Annotated in this window: 13 protein-coding genes; 8 read left to right on the forward strand and 5 right to left on the reverse strand. The window is 68.2% G+C overall.

Annotation, left to right across the window (positions count from 1 at the left end):
- Positions 1-227 precede the first annotated feature (227 nt).
- The 3 genes from ACESMY_RS14565 to ACESMY_RS14575 all read left to right on the forward strand — a co-directional run bounded on the left by ACESMY_RS14565 (position 228) and on the right by ACESMY_RS14575 (position 9,603).
- Entirely contained in the window at positions 228-485 is a 258-nt protein-coding gene (locus ACESMY_RS14565) for a hypothetical protein (RefSeq protein ID WP_372785328.1), read from the forward strand.
- Between the two features lie 292 nt (positions 486-777).
- Positions 778-9,126 carry a GH36-type glycosyl hydrolase domain-containing protein gene (locus tag ACESMY_RS14570; RefSeq protein WP_372785329.1) on the forward strand — a complete coding sequence of 2,783 codons (8,349 nt, stop codon included), beginning with the start codon at positions 778-780 and terminating at the stop codon, positions 9,124-9,126.
- Positions 9,127-9,234: 108 nt separating this feature from the next.
- Entirely contained in the window at positions 9,235-9,603 is a 369-nt protein-coding gene (locus tag ACESMY_RS14575) for a DUF488 domain-containing protein (RefSeq protein WP_372785330.1), read from the forward strand.
- Between the two features lie 61 nt (positions 9,604-9,664).
- Here the strand turns inward: ACESMY_RS14575 and ACESMY_RS14580 are convergent, their stop codons facing one another.
- Positions 9,665-9,859, reverse strand: coding sequence for a hypothetical protein (locus ACESMY_RS14580; protein WP_372785331.1), 195 nt, complete (start codon positions 9,857-9,859; stop codon positions 9,665-9,667).
- Positions 9,860-9,861: 2 nt separating this feature from the next.
- Between ACESMY_RS14580 and ACESMY_RS14585 the strand changes: the two genes are divergently transcribed.
- On the forward strand, positions 9,862-10,188 hold the full coding sequence (locus ACESMY_RS14585; protein ID WP_372785332.1) for a hypothetical protein: 327 nt from the start codon (positions 9,862-9,864) through the stop codon (positions 10,186-10,188).
- On the opposite strand, the gene sdhD is transcribed toward ACESMY_RS14585, so the two are convergent.
- The 3 genes from sdhD to ACESMY_RS14600 are packed head-to-tail and all read right to left on the reverse strand — an operon-like array spanning position 10,185 to position 11,697.
- Positions 10,185-10,556, reverse strand: coding sequence for a succinate dehydrogenase, hydrophobic membrane anchor protein (gene sdhD / locus ACESMY_RS14590; protein WP_372785333.1), 372 nt, complete (start codon positions 10,554-10,556; stop codon positions 10,185-10,187). The two genes, ACESMY_RS14585 and sdhD, sit on opposite strands and share 4 nt — an antisense overlap.
- 19 nt (positions 10,557-10,575) lie before the next feature.
- A complete protein-coding gene (sdhC, locus tag ACESMY_RS14595) occupies positions 10,576-10,992 on the reverse strand; it encodes a succinate dehydrogenase, cytochrome b556 subunit (RefSeq protein ID WP_372785334.1) in 417 nt (138 codons plus the stop codon).
- Positions 10,993-10,995: 3 nt separating this feature from the next.
- Positions 10,996-11,697 (reverse strand): succinate dehydrogenase iron-sulfur subunit, encoded by a 702-nt coding sequence (locus tag ACESMY_RS14600; protein ID WP_372785335.1) that lies wholly within the window; start codon positions 11,695-11,697, stop codon positions 10,996-10,998.
- Positions 11,698-12,081: 384 nt separating this feature from the next.
- Here ACESMY_RS14600 and ACESMY_RS14605 point away from each other — a divergent pair, with 384 nt between their 5' ends.
- From ACESMY_RS14605 to ACESMY_RS14615, 3 genes are read left to right on the forward strand one after another with little or no spacing between them, the layout of a single operon-like run.
- Positions 12,082-13,695 (forward strand): FAD-dependent oxidoreductase, encoded by a 1,614-nt coding sequence (locus tag ACESMY_RS14605; protein ID WP_372785336.1) that lies wholly within the window; start codon positions 12,082-12,084, stop codon positions 13,693-13,695.
- Positions 13,692-14,069: a DUF488 domain-containing protein gene (locus tag ACESMY_RS14610; RefSeq protein WP_372785337.1), complete on the forward strand. Its 378-nt coding sequence runs from the start codon at positions 13,692-13,694 to the stop codon at positions 14,067-14,069. Before ACESMY_RS14605 ends, ACESMY_RS14610 begins: the two co-directional genes overlap by 4 nt.
- Positions 14,066-14,353, forward strand: a complete 288-nt coding sequence (locus tag ACESMY_RS14615; protein WP_372785338.1) for a DUF1971 domain-containing protein — start codon at positions 14,066-14,068, stop codon at positions 14,351-14,353. The genes ACESMY_RS14610 and ACESMY_RS14615 overlap by 4 nt, the downstream gene beginning before the upstream one ends.
- A 16-nt stretch (positions 14,354-14,369) precedes the next feature.
- On the opposite strand, the gene ACESMY_RS14620 is transcribed toward ACESMY_RS14615, so the two are convergent.
- A complete protein-coding gene (locus tag ACESMY_RS14620; protein ID WP_372785341.1) occupies positions 14,370-14,945 on the reverse strand; it encodes a uracil-DNA glycosylase family protein in 576 nt (191 codons plus the stop codon).
- Positions 14,946-15,178: 233 nt separating this feature from the next.
- On the opposite strand from ACESMY_RS14620, the gene ACESMY_RS14625 reads away from it, so the two are divergent.
- Positions 15,179-15,394 (forward strand): DUF2945 domain-containing protein, encoded by a 216-nt coding sequence (locus ACESMY_RS14625; protein WP_372785339.1) that lies wholly within the window; start codon positions 15,179-15,181, stop codon positions 15,392-15,394.
- Positions 15,395-15,398 lie beyond the last annotated feature (4 nt).

Below are 15,398 nucleotides of genomic sequence, written 5' to 3' on the forward strand. Positions count from 1 at the left end.
CGCGGCCGCGCCCGATATCGGAACCAATATCTCAAATACGTGTTTAAGGCGCGGGAGGTGTAGGATTGTGCGCCTACCGCGAGCAGAAACGCTTTGGGCTCCTCAAGGGACCCACCGCGTCCCGGGACGCGCTCGCACTCTCCCAGCGTCTAAACGGGGCTCTTCGGGCCTCGCGTCCTCGCGACGCGCAACCAGGACAGTCCCACCCTCAAGTTCGGTGGACTCCGATGATTACCTTCAAGGTTGTGAAAGAGCAGCACGGATGGGCTGTTCGCATGGGCGAGCAGATGAGCACGCCCTTCTGGTCGCGGGTGCTGGCGATCCGCGAAGCTGATCGCATGGCCGCGGGAATCCGGCGCCACGGGGCCGTGACCGAAGTGCTCATCGAAGAGGTCGAGTCGCTGGACACGGTTGTCCTGGCGTGCGCCACGCCGACGCCCGGCGCGGACGCCATGGCAGGTCGCGGCCCGGCGGCCCGTCTTTGAGACCGCAGACCCCTGAGCGCGTGGCGGGCCCGCCCGCAGGGCCGCCTGAGCGTCCGGCGTGTTGACTCGCCCCCGCGGGAACGCAGGCGAGATACGGCCCGCCAGCCTGGACAAACCGCGTGGTCGAGCTTCGGGGTCGCCGCCCTGGAACGATACGGCGCCGATCAGCGCCGAACTCTTCAGCGTCGAACGTCTCGAGGAGCACGCCCGCAGTCTGGCGGCCGCCCAAGCCGTCGTGGACGGCCCCTCGAGAGGAAACCCTCTCGCGCACCGTCTTGCTGCGAACGAGGCGGTGTTGCTGTCGGCCTACCGCGACATTGTCGCGGCGATCGAGGAAAGCGCAGCGATCACCCCGGCCGCCGAATGGCTGGTCGACAACTACCATGTCATCGAGCGGCAGGTCCGCGAGGTCCGCCTGGACCTACCGCCTGGCTACTACCGGCAACTGCCGAAACTGGCGGTCGGACCCTTCGTCGGCTATCCGCGCGTGTTCGGCCTCGCCTGGGCCTTCGTCGCCCATACCGACAGCCTGTTCGATCCTGAAGGCCTGCGCCGGTTCCTGCGCGCCTACCAGGAGGTCCAGCCGCTCACGATCGGCGAACTCTGGGCGGTCGCGATCACCCTGCGGATCGTGCTTCTGGAGAACCTCCGCCGCATCGCCGCTCGTGTCACCGACAGCCGTGCTGCGCGCAGCGACGCCGATGCGGTCGCCGACCGCCTGTTGGGCGTCGCGGGGCGACAGGCCGAACCCGTCGAGACCTTGCTCGCCGCCTGCGGCGAAGGCCCGTTCGCCGACGCCTTCCTGGTTCAGCTGGTCCACCGGCTGCGCGACCAGGACCCCAGCATCACCCCGGCGCTGGCCTGGCTTGACGCCCGGCTCGCCGCCCAGGAGACGACCGCCGAGGCGGTCGTGCGGGATGAACATCAGCGGCAGGTCAGCGCCAGCGTCACGGTGCGCAACATCATCACCAGCATGCGCCTCATCTCTGACGTCGATTGGACCGAGCTGTTCGAGCGCGTCTGCCTGGTGGACGATCTGCTCTCGGCCGGCAGCCGGTTCGCCGAGATGGATTTTCCAACCCGCAACCTCTACCGCAGCGCCATCGAGGCGCTCGCGCGCGGCTCGGGGCGAACCGAAACCGAGATCGCCGAGCGCGCGCTGAGACTGGCCCGAACGGCGGCGTCGGGTGGCGGCGCGGGCGATGGGCGGCGCGCCGATCCCGGCTACTATCTGATCGCCGACGGGCGGCGCGGGCTCGAGGCGGAGATCGGGTTTCGCTCCCCCCCGGGCGCCTGGCCGTCCCGGCTCTACCGCTCGCTCGGCATCGGCGGCTATGTCAGCGCCGGCAGCCTGGCGGCGGTCGTCCTCCTGGGCGCCGTCCTGACGATGCTGGCGGCCGTTGGGGTTGAACCCCTGTGGCTGGGCGCGCTTGGCCTTCTGGGCCTGGTCCCCGCCATCGACGTGGCCGTGGCCCTGGTGAACTATGTCCTCACCCGGGCCTTCCGCGCCACCCTGCTGCCGGCCTTGGATTTGCGGGCCGGCATCCCGTCGCGCCTGCGAACCCTCATCGTGGTCCCGATGATGCTCACCTCGCGCGCGAGTGTCGAAGAGCAGATCGAACGGCTGGAGATCCACTATCTCGCCAGTCCGGACGGCGAGCTTCACTTCGCGCTGCTGTCCGACTGGGCGGACGCCGACAGCGAGCGGGCGCCGGGTGATGACGACCTGCTCGCGGCCGCCACGGCGGGCATCGCCGACCTCAATCGCCGATATGGCCGACAGAGCGGGGACCCGCGGTTCTTCCTGCTGCACCGCAAGCGCGTGTGGAACGAAGGAGAGGGCCGATGGATCGGATGGGAGCGCAAGCGCGGCAAGCTCTCGGAACTCAACAGCCTGTTGCGCGGCGCCGCGGATACGACCTTCCTGGGCCTGGAGGGTCTTCCCCCCGCGGTCCCCGCCGACGTGCGTTACGTGATCACCCTCGACGCCGACACCCGCCTTCCCCGCACGACGGTCGAACGGCTGATCGGCAAGATGGCCCACCCACTCAACTGGCCGCGGTTCGACCCGGCGCTTGGGCGGATCGTGGAAGGCTATGGGGTGTTGCAGCCTCGCGTCACGCCGGCGCTGCCCGGCGGGCGCGGAGGCTCGTTCTACCTGCGCGTCTTCTCAAGCGCGACCGGCATCGACCCCTACGCCGCCGCGGTCTCCGACGTGTACCAGGATCTGTTCGGTGAGGGGTCCTACACCGGCAAGGGCATCTACGATGTCGACGCCTTCCAGGCGTCGCTTGCCGGCCGCGTGCCGGAGTCGGCCCTGCTCAGCCACGACCTCTTCGAGGGCGTGTTCGCCCGAGCCGGCCTGGCATCCGACGCGGAGGTCGTGGAGGATTTCCCCGACCGCTACGACACCGCCGCGATGCGACAACACCGTTGGGCGCGCGGCGATTGGCAGCTGCTGCCCTGGATTCTGGGCAAGGGCCCGCGCGTCGCCGGCCACAGGCGTGGGGTCCCCAGCATCGGCCGCCTGAAGATGCTGGACAACCTGCGGCGCTCAGCCTCGGCGCCGTGCGTGGTCCTGGCCCTCATCGCCGGATGGAGCCTGCCGCTGGCTCCGGCCGCGATCTGGACGGGGTTCATCCTCGCCACCCTGGCGCTGCCGCCGCTGCTCCCCGTCTTTGCCGGGCTGGCGCGCCGCCGCCCGGGTGTGGCGCTCGGGAGCCACCTGGCTGCGCTCGGTGGCGAACTGCGCCTTGCGCTGGCGCAGACGGCCCTGGCGGTGACCTTCCTGGCCCACCAGGCCTGGCTGATGGGCGACGCGGTGCTGCGGACCTTGGTGAGGCTTGCCCTCACCCGCCGTCATCTCCTGGAATGGACGCCGGCCGCGCAAGCGGCGCTGACTTCACGGCCTGGGACATGGCGCAGCTATCGCCAGATGGCCGGCGCGCTGGTGGTCGCGCTGGCGGCGGTGTCGATCGACCTGATCTGGCGCCACGGGACCTGGCTCCTGGCCGTGCCGTTCGCGACGCTGTGGCTCGCCTCGCCCGGCGTGGCGGTGTGGGCGAGCCGCCGGCCCGACGTGGCGCCGCATCGGCGGCTGGACATCGCCGAGGTCACTGCTTTGCGGTTGATCGCCCGGCGCACCTGGCGGTTCTTCGAGACCTTCGTCACGTCGGCCGACCACATGCTGCCGCCGGACAATTTCCAGGAAATCCCGGAGCCGGCGCTGGCCCATCGCACCTCACCGACGAACATCGGCCTCTACCTCCTCTCAACCGCCAGCGCCCGCGACTTCGGGTGGATCGGAACGCTGGAGGCGGTCGAGCGGTTGGAGGCGACCCTGACCACGCTCGGCCAGCTCGCCCGCTACCGAGGGCACTTTTACAATTGGTACGACACCCAGGATCTGCGCCCCCTCGATCCGCAATATGTCTCCTCGGTCGATAGCGGCAACTTGGCCGGACACCTGATCGCGCTCGCCAACGCCTGCGCGGACTGGGCGGGACATGAACTGGCTGGAGCCCGTCGTTTCGCCGGCATCGGCGACGCCCTCGACCTTTGCCGGAAGGAAGCGGAGACGCTGCGGGTCGCTCGCCCGGCTCAATCCGGGCTCTGGCGCCGGCTGGCGGAGGACATCGCCGCACTTTCCAGCGCGATCGGGGCGGCCGAGGCCAATGGCGGCGCCGACGTCTGCGGACAACTCGCCGATCTGGCGGGACCCGCGGAGTCCATGCTCGACACGGTTCGTGCGCTCACCATCGAGGAGGGCGACGCGGCCGCGGACCTGCAGTTCTGGGCCGAGGCGACGTATGCCGCGATCGAGAGCCACCGGCGCGACACCGCCGCGTCGCCCGACACCGCCCGGCCCGCGCGCCTGCGGGTCTTGGAAGACACGGCGCGCAGCTTGGCGCTGGCGATGGAGTTCGACTTCCTCCTCAACCCCGACCGCCTTCTGCTGTCGATCGGTTACAAGACGCTGGAAGGCGCGCTCGACCCGAGTTCCTACGACATGCTGGCCTCGGAAGCGCGGCTCGCGAGCTTCGTGGCGATCGCCAAGGGCGATGCGCCCGCGCGGCACTGGTTCCGGCTCAGTCATGCGGTCGCTCAGTTGAAGGACGAAGCCGTTCTGGTCTCCTGGTCCGGCTCGATGTTCGAATACCTCATGCCCTCGCTGGTCATGCGGGCGCCGCGCGGCAGCCTGCTCGAACAGACCAACCGCTTGGTCGTCGGTCGGCAGATCGACTACGGCGCGACGCTGAACACGCCCTGGGGGGTTTCGGAGTCGGCCTACAACGCCCGCGACCTGGAATTCACCTATCAATATTCCAACTTCGGGGTTCCGGGGCTCGGCCTGAAGCGGGGCCTCGCGGACAACCTCGTCATAGCCCCCTACGCCACCGCGCTCGCGGCCATGATCGAACCGCAAGCCGCCGTGCGAAATTTCGAGCGACTCGCGGAGGCCGGTGCGCGCGGCCGCTACGGATTTTATGAAGCTCTCGACTTCACCCGGGCGCGGGTTCCCGACGATCAGTCTTCAGCGGTGGTGCGCGCCTTCATGGCCCATCACCAGGGCATGACGATCGTCGCCCTTGCCGACGCGCTGCTGGACGGCCTGATGCGCGAACGCTTCCACGCCGAGCCGATCGTCCAGGCGACGGAATTGCTCCTCCAGGAACGGGCGCCGCGGGACGTCGCCGCCGCCCCGGCGTCCGTCGCGGAGTCCCCTTCGGTCGAGACCGTGCGCCAGGTCGACCCGATCGGCAGTTGGCGCGTCGCCAACCCGAACGGGGCCAGGCCGGCGACGCAGCTGCTCTCCAATGGCCGCTACACCGTGATGTTGACGGCGGCGGGATCGGGCTACAGCACTTGGCGGGATCTCGCGGTGACCCGCTGGCGTGAGGACGCCACCTGCGACGCCTTCGGCGCCTATATCTATCTGCGCGACACAGCCAGCGGGGAGGTGTTCTCTCCGGCCCTGCAACCGACCGGGGTGGAGCCGGACGCCTATTCCGTCAGCTTCAACGAAGACTCCGCCGAGTTCACCCGTCGCGACGGAACCCTGGCGACAACCCTGGAGATCCTCGTCTCCGCCGAAGACGACGCGGAAGTCCGCCGCGTGACCGTATCGAACACCGGTTCGCGCGAGCGCGAGATCGAGATTACCTCCTACGCCGAACTGGTCCTGGCGCCGCAATCCGCCGACATCGCCCATCCGGCGTTCTCCAAACTCTTCGTGGAGACCGAGCACCTGGCCGGCCTTGGGGCGCTGATCGCGTCGCGTCGCCGGCGGACACCCACCGACCCGGAGGTCTGGGCCGCCCACCTGGCCGTCGTCGATGGCGACGTGGTCGGCCAGCGCGAATTCGAGACGGACCGGGCGCGCTTCCTGGGCCGAGGACATAGCGCCAGGACGGCGAGCGCGGTGTTCAACGGGCGTCCGTTGTCGGGAACCGCGGGCGCCGTCCTCGATCCGATCTTCGCGCTCCGGCGGCGGGTGCGCCTCGCGCCCGGCGGCGCGGCGCGGATCGATTTCTGGACCATGGTGGCCTCGTCCCGCGCGGAGATTGTGAACCTGCTCGACAAGCACCACGACAAGGGCGCGTTCCCCAGGGCGGCGGCGCTGGCCTGGACCCAGGCCCAGGTGCAGCTCCACCACCTGGGCGTCAATCGGGACGAGGCCGGCCAGTTTCAACGCCTGGCCAGTCTGCTGATCTATGCGGGGCCGGCGCTACGGCCGCCTTCGGAGACCATCGAAGACGGGCGCGCCGGACAACCTCAGCTCTGGCCGTTGGGCATCTCCGGCGATCTGCCGATCCTGCTGGTCCGCATCTCGGAGATGGAACAGCTCGACGTCGCGCGCCAGGCGCTGCAGGCGGTGGAATATGCGCGGATCAAGGGGCTGGCGGTCGATCTGGTGATCCTGAACGAGCGGTCGTCGTCCTACGTCCAGGACTTGCAGACCGCGCTCGAGACGCTTGTCCGGGCGAACCAGTCTCGCCCGCAGATCGGCGAGGAGAAGCCCGCCGGGCATATCTTCATGTTGCGGGCCGACCTCATATCGGCCGAGGCGCGCGCAATGCTGCTTTCCACCGCGCGCGCGGTGCTGGTCGGCGAGCGTGGCCGCCTCTCCGACCAGCTGGGGCGTACGTCCGAATTCAGGGGCCCGGCCCGCCCGCCTCGGGTGCGCGCCGAGGCGGTTTCAGAGCTGCAGGTGATCCGCCGGCCGCCGGCCGTAGAGTTCTTCAACGGGCTCGGCGGCTTTGTCGACGACGGGCGGGAGTACGTTGTCATCCTGGGGCCCGGCCAGACGACGCCGGCGCCCTGGATCAACGTCATCGCCAATCCCGGCTTCGGCTTCCAGGTCTCCGCGGAAGGCGGCGGCTACGCCTGGTCGCAGAACAGCCGGGAGCGTCAGCTGACGCCCTGGTCGAATGACCCGGTCACCGACCGACCGGGCCAGGCCCTCTACCTGCGGGACGAGGAGTCCGGTGAGGTCTGGAGCCCGACCGCCCTGCCGATCCGGGACGAGGCGGCGACCTATGTCGCGCGTCACGGCTGGGGCTACAGCCGCTTTGAACACAACGCCCACGGCCTGGCCCTCGACCTCGTCGAGTACGTGCCGCTCGCCGATCCGATCAAGATCTCGCGGCTGACGATCCGCAACACCTCGAACCGCCCGCGGCGGATCTCGGTGAGCGCCTACGTCGAATGGGTCCTGGGGCCTTCGCGCGCCGCGGCCGCCCCCTTCGTCACCACCCGGGTAGATCCCGACAGCCGCGCGCTGTTCGCGCAGAACGCCTGGTATCCGGCGTTCGCCGAACGGGTGGCGTTCGCCGACCTCAGCGGGCGCCAGACCAGCTGGACCGGCGATCGCCGGGAGTTCATCGGGCGCAACGGGACGCTTGCCTCCCCCGCGGCGCTCGCGGACGCGACCCCACTCTCCGGCCGCGTGGGGTCGGGCCTCGACCCTTGCGGGGCCCTGCAAGCGACCCTTGAGCTGGCGCCCGGCGCGACCGAGGAGATCGTCCTCCTCCTGGGGGACGGAACCGACGACGCCCACGCCCGGAACCTGATCGAGACCTATCGGACGGCCAACCTTGACGCTGTGCTGTCGCAGGTTCGCGCCCAATGGATCGACCTCGCCGGGGCGGTACAGGTGAAGACGCCGGACCGGTCGATGGACATCATGCTCAACGGCTGGCTGCTCTATCAGACGCTCGCCTGCCGCATCTGGGCGCGCACGGGCTTCTACCAGGTCAGCGGGGCCTACGGCTTCCGCGACCAGCTGCAGGACGGCATGGCGCTGGCCACGGTCCGTCCCGACCTGACGCGCGAGCACCTGGTCAGGGCGGCGGGGCGCCAGTTCGTGGAGGGCGATCTGCAGCACTGGTGGCTGCCGCACACCGGCCAGGGGGTCCGCACCCGGATATCGGATGACCGCGTATGGCTTGCCTACACCGCCGCGCACTATGTCGGCGTCACCGGCGACGCGGGCGTTCTGGACCAGGCGATCGCCTTCCTCGACGGTCAGGCCCTCCAGCCGGATGAGACCGACAGCTTCTTCCAGCCGACGACGTCCAGCGAGGTCGTCAGCCTCTATGAACATTGCGCGCTGGCGCTGGACGCCAGCCTGGCGACCGGCCGCCATGGGGCGCCGCTGATGGGGTCCGGCGATTGGAACGACGGGATGAACCGGGTCGGCGAGGGTGGCGCCGGCGAAAGCGTCTGGCTGGGCTGGTTGCTCCACACCACGCTCACCGCGTTTCTGCCGCTGGCCGCGGCGCGTAAGGATACCGGTCGGGTGACCCGCTGGCGCGCTCACGCCAAGGCCTTGCAGGCCGCGCTTGATGGCGAGGCGTGGGACGGCGACTGGTACCGTCGCGCCTGGTTCGACGACGGAACGCCGCTGGGATCGGCCGCCAACGCGGAGTGCCGGATCGATTCCATCGCCCAGTCCTGGGCGGTGCTCTCCGGGGCCGCCCCGATCGCGCGGGCGCGTCGCGCCATGGCGGCGGTGGATCGCGAACTGATCCTGTCCGAGGACAATCTGGCGCTACTCTTCGCGCCACCCTTCGACCGCACGCCCCTCGATCCGGGTTACATCAAGGGCTATCCGCCCGGGGTTCGCGAGAACGGCGGCCAATACACCCACGCCGCGCTCTGGTCGGTCATGGCCTTCGCGGCGCTCGGCGAAGGCGCGAAGGCCGCCGCGCTGTTCTACCTGCTCAATCCCATCAATCATGCCCGCACGCGCACGGACATGCACCGCTACAAGGTCGAGCCCTACGTGGTGGCGGCGGACGTCTATGCATCACCGCAACATGTCGGGCGCGGCGGCTGGACCTGGTACACTGGCTCGGCCGGCTGGATGCAGCGGGCGGGCGTCGAGAGCATCCTGGGCCTGCGGATGGAGGACGGGGTCCTGCACCTGGACCCGTGCATTCCCAACGCCTGGCCGGGATTCGAGGCGACCGTCCGGTGCGGCGCAGCGCACTACCACCTCGTCGTTGAAAATCCCGATGGCGTCAGCCGCGGCGTCGCTGCGGCCGAGCTTGACGGCGCCGCGATCGTCACGCGACCTCTGAGCCTGCCCCTCATTGATGACGGCGCCGTCCATCAGCTCTTGGTCCGGCTCGGATGACGCGGGCTCAGCCGCCGCACCGCTCGGCCCAAGTCCGTCGCGGCGTGGAGTGGGACGTGCGCCGGTTTCTCCCGCGGAAGACTGGCCAGACGACGTGGAGCTGTTGACATGACCACGAAGGCCGATGCGGCCGAGCTGCGGATCAAGCGAGCCTATGCGCCAAGATCCAAGGATGACCAGCAGCGCGTGCTGGTGGACCGCTTGTGGCCCCGGGGCCTGAGCAAACAGGATCTCGAGGGTGCGGTCTGGATGAAGGACGTCGCACCCAGCGCGGCCCTTCGCAAGTGGTTCGGCCACAAGCCCGAACGCTGGGCGGACTTCCGCAGACGCTATTTCAAGGAGTTCGCGAGCAATCCAGCCGTCGAGCCGCTTCGCAGGCTCATCGCGGCGGGCCCTGTCACCCTGCTCTACGGCGCGCGCGATGAGGTTCACAACCAGGCCGTCGCCTTGGCGGAGTTTCTGCGCAGCGAATCCTGATCGCCCCGCACCGACAAGGGCCTGTCTGATCTCGCCCCACCGGACGTTGCGCAGATCGACATCAAGGGGCGAACCGTTTCGCGCGCCAGCCGGCGCTCGACAGGTCGATGAAGGCGCTGGAGGACAGGGTGTCGTTGTTGGCCGCGGTGACGGTCTGGGTCTCCGGCGCGGTGGATACCCCGACAGCCGCCACCGAGTTGAGCCCCGGCGAAGAGGTGAAACTCCGCGGCGAGTGCAGCGAGACGCCGAAACGCAAGGATGGGCATGACCGTTGATCATATGGAGCGGGCCAGAAGAGCTTGGCCGTATCTGGCCAAGCGGGCCTTAAAGAATTTGCCCCCCTACACCTACAAGGAAGTCTGCGCTGAAATCGCCGTGCACTGGCGGGCGGCGCGGTACTTCCTTGGCGTCATCCAGCGATACTGCCGCGCCAATGGGCTGCCACCCCTGCAGTTTCTGGCGGTGAATGCGGCGAGCCGTTTGCCGGGCCGAGGTTGCGTGGGCTCTCCGCGCACCGACGCCGCGCAGCAGGAGGCTCTGCGGACGATCTACGCATATCGCTGGCCGGCGGAGGCCCCGTTCTAGCGGCCGAGAGCGACGCTCAAGGTCGCCAGGATACCGGCGGCCGCCAACGCGAAGCAGCTAAGACGCACCGCGATGACGGCTGCGAATTTTCCGCCGGAGTGGACGTAGTCCTCGATCACCACCTGCAGGCCCAACGCAGTGTGCTGAAACAGGGCGATCAACAGCAGGACCATCAGACCAGCCGTCAGCGGCGACCGCAGCCAGGCGACGAAGGCCGCGTAGTCGCTGCCGGAATGGGCGATGATCGAGGCGGCGAACCAAAGGGTCAGCGGCACGAGCGCGACGGCCGACACCCGCTGCGCCCACCAGTGCGCGACGCCGGATTTCGCCGAGCCGAGGCCCATGGCCTTCGCGAGGGGTGTTCGCATGGAGCGACGGTCCATTTCCCTACTTCGCCAGAAATAAGCTAGCGATCCAGGCCGCCATGGTGAGGATCACGCTTGCGGCCACGACCGCCCATCCGGACATGTAGATCGACCGGAGTTCGAAGCCTCGCACCGTGTCCCAGAAGAGGTGACGGATGCCGCCACACAGATGCAGGAAGAAGGCGAACGTGCAGCCCAGCAGCACGACTTGGCCGGGCCAGGACGCGATCACCCCGCGGACGGCTCCATAAGCCTCAGGTCCGGCCGCCGCGGCGCTCAGCCAGAGCACCAATCCAACGGCCGCAAGGCTCAGGACGACGCCTGTCATGCGGTTGGCGATCGACAGGACGGAGGTGAGCTGCGGCCGGTAGATCTGGATATTGGGCGATTGCGGTCGGGGGCGGGACAGGATTTTGGTGATCGCCGGTTCAGGCTCCATGGCTCAGCTGTCCCGCTCGATGACCATCTTTTTGATCTCGGCGATTGCCTTGCCGGGGTTCAATCCCTTGGGGCAGGTCCGCGTGCAATTGAGGATGGTATGGCAGCGGTAGAGGCGAAACGGGTCCTCCAGGGTGTCGAGGCGTTCCTCCTTAGCCTCGTCACGGCTGTCAGCCAGCCAGCGATAGGCTTGCAGAAGAGCGGCCGGGCCAAGGAAGCGATCGCCGTTCCACCAGTGGCTGGGGCAGCCCGAGGTGCAGCAAAAGCAGAGGATGCATTCGTAAGATCCGTCGAGCTGGCTGCGTTCCTCAGGCGACTGCAGCCGTTCCTTCTCAGGCACGGGCGTCTCGGCGTGAAGCCAGGGCTCGATCATCTCGTACTGCGCGAAGAGGTGGGTCGTATCGGGCACCAAGTCTTTGATGATCGGCAAATTGGCCAGGGGGAAGATCGTCGCCGACGGGCTCATGTCGGAGATGAACCGGGTACAGGCCAGCCAGTTTGTGCCGTCCATGTTCATGGCGCAGGAGCCACAGACGCCTTCGCGGCATGACCGGCGGAAGGTGAGCGCGGGATCGACCTTGTTCTTGATCCAGATCAGCGCGTCGAGGACCATCGGGCCGCAGTCGTCGAGGTCTATTTCAAAGGTATCGATGCGCGGGTTTCGTTCGGCTTCAGGATCGTAGCGGTAGATGTCGAAAGCCTTCACCCGCGTGGCGCCGGCCGGGGCGGGCCAGGTTCGTCCCTTCTCGATGCGCGACTGCGGCGCGACCTTGAAATTCCGCGGAACGGGAAAGCGCCTGAGCAGGTTGAAGCTGGGGACCTGATCAGAGGAGTCGATGATGATGTTTTTCGTGGTCACAGGTCACCCCTTATTCCCCCAACGCGCAGCCATCGTTGAAGGTGGCAGCCCGCGGCCGAAAGGACGTGATCGTTGGCGTGATCGGGGGGTCTCGTGACCCCCACAGCCCAACGATGGACAACGCCACGAGGGAACAAAGGCTAGCGCCACATCTTTGTTGAATAGCAGCGCCGTCCCGCCGAGAAGGTCCGAGGCCTTAGTCTCGACCACAGACGCTGGGAGATCGAGGACGTGGCTGCAGATCCCAAAGAATTGAGCGGCCCCAACTTCGCGGAAGGGGTCGAACTCTCGGCGATTCCAGACGGCGGCATGCTGCTTGGGCACGCCCTAGGCGAGCCGGTGCTGCTGGTCCGGCGCGGCCACGAAGCGTTCGCTATCGGGACGATCTGCACCCACTACGGCGCTCCGCTGGCCGATGGACTTCTGGTGGGGGACACCATCCGCTGCCCCTGGCACCACGCCTGTTTCAGCCTGCGCACCGGGGAAGCTCTGCGCGCGCCCGCTCTGGACCCGGTAGCCTGTTGGCGTGTCGAACAGGTGCGCGATGTGGCGCGCCAGTTCACGCCGACCGACGCGCCGGTCGGCGCGGTTTTCGTCCGTGAGAAGTTCGAACCCGCCCTACCCCCGCCGGCTGCGCCCGGCCCGGATATGCCAAATTCTGTCGTGATCGTCGGCGGCGGGGCGGCCGGGAATGCCGCCGCGGAAATGCTTCGCCGAGAAGCCTACGGCGGGCAATTGACGATGCTGAGCGCCGTCGGCGCCCTTCCCTGCGATCGCCCCAACCTCTCGAAGGGCTTTCTCGCGGGCACTGCGTCTGACACGTCTAACCCCTTGCGATCGGCGGACTTCTACGAACAACACAAGATCGACCTGAAACTGAACGCGCACGTCGTCGTGATCGACACGGCGGGGCGCAACGTGCAACTCGCGGACGGAAGCCGTCACGACTACGACGCCCTCCTGCTCGCCACGGGGGCAGAGCCGGTGCGGCTTAATCTGCCGGGCTCCGACCTTCCGCACGTCCACTACCTTCGGACGCAGGCCGACAGCGAGGCGATTGTCGCCAAGGCTCTGACGTCACACCGCGCCGTGGTGATCGGCGCAAGTTTCATAGGCCTGGAGGTCGCGGCCTCGCTGCGCGCGCGCGGCCTTGACGTGCAGGTCGTCGGCCGCGAGACGGTCCTGATGGAGAAGGTCCTCGGACCCGAGGTCGGGGCCTTTTTGCGCAAGCTGCATGAAGATCATGGGGTCATCTTTCACCTGGGAATGACGGCCACGGCGATCGACGACCAGGCCGTCACCCTGAAAGGCGGTGAGCGCCTGCCGGCCGATCTCGTCGTGATCGGAGTTGGCGTAAAGCCGGCGATCTCGCTGGCGGAGCAGGCGGGGCTCGCCATCGATCGCGGGGTGACGGTCGATGAATATCTTGAGACGAGCATCCCAGGCGTCTTCGCGGCCGGGGACATTGCGCGCTGGCCCGACCGGCTCACCGGCGAGGCCATCCGGGTCGAGCACTGGGTGGTGGCCGAGCGCGCCGGCCAGACTGCGGCGCGCAATATCCTTGGGCGCCGCGAACGCTTCAACGACGTGCCGTTCTTCTGGACCGAGCAGTACGACTTCAGCCTCGCCTATGTCGGCCACGCCGAGAGGTGGGACGAAGCGGAGATGGTGGGTTCGCTCGAAGCACGAGAGTGCACCGTCACCTACCGGCAGGGCGGCCAAGACCTCGCCAAGGCTTTCGTCGGTCGCGATCTCGAGGGCCTTCGGGCGGAACTGGCGTTCGAACAGACAAAGCGTTCGCTAGGACCAGCCGGCGCGCCCGCATCTACGCAGCCCAGCCGATGAGCACGAAGGTTGCGGCCAGCGAGGTCAAGCCGAAGCGGGCCTACGAGGCACCGGCGCACGGCGACGGCGTCCGCGTCCTGGTCGACCGGTTGTGGCCGCGAGGCGTCTCCAAGACGGACGCTGCCCTGGACCAATGGATGAAGGAGATTGCGCCCAGCACGGAGCTGCGAAAATGGTTTGGGCACGATCCGGAGCGCTGGGAGGAGTTCGGTCGCCGCTACGCCGCGGAGTTGCACGCCCACGACGAGTTGCTGGGCCAGTTGCGCGCGCTGGCGCGACAGGGGCCGGTCACGCTGGTCTATTCGGCCCACGACGAGGCGCACAACGATGCGATTGTGCTGAGGAATGTTCTTCTGGGGCGAAAGCCGACATGACCGCCCCGCCCCCCGCGCCAGCACCGTACAGAAGCACGCCAGTGTTCGACGAGAACACCCTCCCAGCCGGACTTCGCCGGGAACATCGCACCAAGCTGGGTGTGTGGGGCGTTATCCGCGTGTTGGAGGGACGGCTGCGGTACGAAGTGCTCGATCCGGTCTCCGAGACGATCCTTGAGCCGGGGCACCCTGGCCTGGTGCTGCCGGACGTCCCCCATCGGGTCGAGCCGCTGGGCGCCGTGCGAATGCAGGTCGAGTTCTACGACCAGAAGCCCGACCTGTAGCGGCCGCGACCCCGCCTCACGCCAATGCGCCTTGAACGGCCAAGCGCAGAGCGGGAAGCACCTCCGCCTCGAACCAGGGGTTCTTCGTCGCCCATGACCTTGTGCGCCACGAGGGGTGCGGCAGCGGGAAATATTTTGGTAGGTAGCTCTGGAAATTCCTGACCCGCTCGGTCATCGCGCCCGGCCCCAGCGCATCGACCTGGGCGTAGGCGCCGACCAGCAAGGTCAGGCGCAGGGCCGGTATTTCGGCCAGCAACCGCGTGCGCCACAGGCGCGCGCATTCGGGCCGCGGGGGCGCATCGCCGCCGGCCGGCAGGCGACCGGGATAGCACATGCCCATCGGCAGGATGGCGACCTTGACGGGGTCGTAGAACTGCTCCTCCGAGACGCCCAACCACTCGCGCAGGCGCTCCCCCGAGGGATCCGAGAAGGGGATGCCAGAGGCGTGCGCCTTCGTGCCTGGGGCCTGACCGGCGATCAGAACCCGCGAGGTCGACGACATCTGGATGATGGGCTGCGGCCCCATGGGCAGGATGTCGGCGCACGCCCGGCACGCGCGGACGTCCGCCAGCAAGGAGTCGAGCGCTGTCACTCGCTTCAACACGGCCCCCGCTTACCAGCCATTCCGTCCATCTTTCCCGGTCCGACGCAGATGGCGACGCCTGGGCCGTCGGGCCCGTGGCGCACCTTGCCGAGCACAAAATGGGGCCGGCCGCGCCGTCGCGCCAATATGGTCACGGACGTCGTGGATAGAAGATGCCCCTGGCGCATTCATCATATCACTAGATCGGCGTTCTGACCTGAGCGCGGTGGAGGAGAACGGTGATGGCCAAACGATTCAAGGTCGGCGACCGGGTCAGTTGGAACTCCGAGGCCGGCCGGGTCAGCGGCACGGTCAGCCGCGTGCATACCAAGGACGCCGACTACAAGGGCCACACCCACCACGCGAACCCAGATGATCCGCAGTACGAAATCAAGAGCAGCAAGACCGAGCACGTCGCCATGCACAAGGGCTCGGCGCTCACCAAGCTGAGCGACTGATGCA

The organism is Phenylobacterium sp. (assembly GCF_041691455.1).
In the GTDB taxonomy this organism is placed as follows: domain Bacteria; phylum Pseudomonadota; class Alphaproteobacteria; order Caulobacterales; family Caulobacteraceae; genus Phenylobacterium.